Below are 3,222 nucleotides of genomic sequence, written 5' to 3'. Positions count from 1 at the left end.
CGGGCGGTCCGGCGGCCCGCCGCGCCGTCCGCTGCTCATCGGCGCCGCCGCCGTCGCCGCGCTCGCCGTGGCCGCCGCCGTCGCGTTCTCCGCCCGCGGCTCGGACGGCCCGCCCGGCGACCTCGCCACCGCCTTCAGCGACGACTTCTCCAACGCGAACTCGGGCTGGGGAGGCGGCAGTCCCTTCACCGGCCAGTTCGGCTACAAGGACGGCGGGTACCGGCTGGAGACCGACGCGGGCAGCGCCACGCGCGGCCGGTGGGTGCCCAGGGACAAGGCCGACGAGATCCCCGACCCGGTGCTCGTGACCGTCACCGTCACCGTCGCGCAGGGGCCGCCGGACGGCGTGTTCGGCCTGCTGTGCCGCGCGAACGACGACGGCAAGCGGCAGTACGCCTTCCTGGTGCGCAAGGACGGCAAGGGAGCGCTGCTCCGCAAGGCCGGCGGCGACCAGGGCACCAAGGAGCTCGCCGACGTCGACGACGTCCCGGGCTTCTCGGCGAAGGGCCCCAACAAGCTGCAGGTCGCCTGTGAGGGCCGGGACGGCGGGAAGAGGAACCGGCTGCGGCTCTGGGTGAACGGCGAGCGGGTCATCGACCGCACCGACGGCGACGGGCCGCTCGGCAACGGCTGGGCCGGGATCCAGATCGAGCGGGGCGGCAACCCGGCGCAGCAGATCGTCGCCGACTTCGACGACTTCGACATGTCGAAGATCCGAGGCTAGCCGGGGCCCGCGCGGGCCCTCAGCCGCCGGGCAGGTGACCGCGCGTCCAGCGGGCCAGCTCCGCGAAGACCCGCGCGCGGGCGGGCTCGGCGGACAGGACGAGGTCGTGCAGCCCGCCGTCGATCCGGACGAGCGTGACGTGCCGGCCGAGCCGCGGCGCCCACCGCGCGATGTGCTCGACGTCCAGGACCGCGTCGGCGCCGGCCACGTCCGGCGCCCGGCGCGTGGGCCGGACGCTGCGCGCCGAGGCCATCACCAGCACCGGCACGTCGATGTCCAGCCCGGCGTGCAGGCGCCGCTGCCCCCGCCGCACCGCCGCCAGCCACGCCGCGCGCACCGGGAAGCCCCGCAGCGGCTTCCACGCCAGGTCGAAGTCCCACTCGCCCTCGTGGTCATGGTGGAGGCTGCGCATGTAGCGCTCGCTCACCCCCGCCGGGAGCGTCGCCGTCGGGAAGCGAGGACGCAGCGCGTGAGCCAGCCCGGTGCCGAGCACGCGCGCGACGGCCGGTGCGTTGAGGTCGAGGAACGGGCTGTTGAGGAAAAGCCCGTCGACGAGCCCGCGCCCGCGCACCCGGTCCGCCCACAGGGCGGCGATCAGCCCGCCGGTGGAGTGGCCGTTGAGCAGCAGCGTGCGGTGGCCGTCCACCTCGCGGACGATCCGCACCGCCTCGTCGATCTCCGGGAAGTACTCCGACAGGCTCCCGATCAGGTTCGGGGTCTGGTGGGGACGCAGCGACCGCCCGTACTTGCGGAGGTCGAGGGCGTAGAAGTCGAAGCCGAGGTCCACGTAGAAGTCGGCCAGGTGCCGCTGGAAGAAGTAGTCGATGAACCCGTGCAGGTAGAGCACCGCCCGGCGGGACGGCTCGGTGCCGCGCCGCCGCACGAGCGTCGCCACGACCTCGCCCTCGGCGTCCCGGCCGAGGGGCAGTTCCAGGGCCTCGTACCCCGGCCCGAGAACGTCCTCGGCCACATGCAATGTCTCTCCCACGACACCCCTTCCAAGCGCAGGCCCACAGCGTACGGCCAGGTGGCTCCGCCCCGGTCATCTACTGTGGATCCGTCCCCTCGCCGACCATCGGAGCACCTGGAGCGATGTCCGAGACCACCGAGGAAGGCGGCCTGCGGTCGGGGCTGCGCCGCCGCCACATGACGATGCTCGCCATCGGCGGCGCGGTGGGGGCCGGCCTGTTCGTCGGCAGCGGCGCCGTGATCAGGGCCGCCGGGCCCGCCGCCGTGCTGTCGTACGCGGCCGCGGGGGTGCTCGTGCTCTGCGTGCTGCGGGCGCTGGGCGAGATGGTGGTGGCTCGCCCGGTCGCCGGGTCGCTCGCCGGGTACGCGCGGATGGCGCTCGGGCCGTTCGCCGGGTTCACGACCGGCTGGATCTACTGGTACATGTACGTCATCCTCGTCGGCGCGGAGGCGGTCGCCGGGGCCGCGATCCTGCGCGAGTGGGTCGGGCTGCCGCAGTGGACGCTCGCCGCCGCGCTGCTGCTGGTGATGACGGCGGTCAACCTCGTCTCCGTCCGCTCGTTCGGCGAGTTCGAGTTCTGGTTCGCCTCGATCAAGGTCGCGGCGATCCTGGTGTTCCTCGTCCTCGGCTCCCTCTACGTCCTCGGCCTGTGGCCGGACGCCCCGGGCGGCTCGCACACCCTCACCGGGCACGGCGGGTTCGCGCCGAACGGGCCGCGGTCGGTGTTCACCGCGATCGTCGCCGTCATGTTCGCCTTCGGCGGGACGGAGATCGTCACCATCGCCGCGGCGGAGAGCGCCGAGCCCGGCCGGGCCGTCGCGCGGGCCACCGGGAACGTGCTGTGGCGGGTCGCGCTGTTCTACGTGCTGTCGATCCTGCTGGTGGTGGCGATCCTGCCGTGGGACGACGCCCGGGTCCTCACCAGCCCGTTCGTCAGCGCCCTCGACCGGCTCGACGTGCCCGCCGCGGGCACCGTGATGCAGGCGGTCATCCTCACCGCCGTCCTGTCGGTGCTGAACTCGGCGATCTACGCCTCGTCCCGGATGCTGTACGTCCTCACCCGGGACGGCGACGCGCCCGCCGCGCTCGTGCGGCTCAACCGCCGCGGCGTCCCCGTCCGGGCGATCCTGCTCGGGACGGTCGCCGCGTGGGCCGCGGTCGTGGCCTCCTACACCTCACCGGACCGGGTGTTCACGTTCCTGATGAACTCCGTCGGCAGCGTGCTCGCCTTCGTCTACCTGTCGATCATGCTGTCCCAGCTGCGGCTGCGGGCCCGGCTGCGGCGCGAGGACCCGGGGGGCCTCACCTACCGGATGTGGCTGTTCCCCTACCTCAGCTGGCTCGTCGTCGCGGCGCTGCTGGCGGTGCTCGGCTCGATGGCCCTGATGGACGAGCGGCGGTCGCAGCTCGTCTCGTCGCTGGTCAGCCTCGGCGTGGCCGCCGCGGCTCGCGCGGAGGACCCCGTGACCTGCCCGCCCGCCGGGCCCGCGACCGACCCCACCTTCGACAACGAGGTCCTCGCCCCGGC

Annotated in this window: 2 protein-coding genes and 1 pseudogene; 2 read left to right on the top strand and 1 reads right to left on the bottom strand. The window is 74.0% G+C overall.

All coding sequences use genetic code 11. The features are described from left to right. Positions 1-724 (top strand): annotated as a pseudogene (locus E1291_RS42945) (hypothetical protein); the annotation flags it as partial. A 19-nt stretch (positions 725-743) separates the two neighbouring features. Here E1291_RS42945 and E1291_RS40470 read toward each other — a convergent pair. Further along, complete coding sequence (locus tag E1291_RS40470) at positions 744-1,712, bottom strand: alpha/beta hydrolase (protein ID WP_242614682.1); 969 nt, start codon at positions 1,710-1,712, stop codon at positions 744-746. A 104-nt stretch (positions 1,713-1,816) separates the two neighbouring features. Between E1291_RS40470 and E1291_RS40465 the strand changes: the two genes are divergently transcribed. After that, a partial coding sequence (locus E1291_RS40465; protein ID WP_131743299.1) for an amino acid permease occupies positions 1,817-3,222 on the top strand: 1,406 nt, incomplete at its 3' end.

It is taken from the genome of Actinomadura roseirufa, from assembly GCF_900659635.1.
Taxonomy (GTDB): Bacteria; Actinomycetota; Actinomycetes; order Streptosporangiales; family Streptosporangiaceae; genus Spirillospora; species Spirillospora roseirufa.
This window is presented reverse-complemented; position numbering and strand designations above follow the sequence as displayed.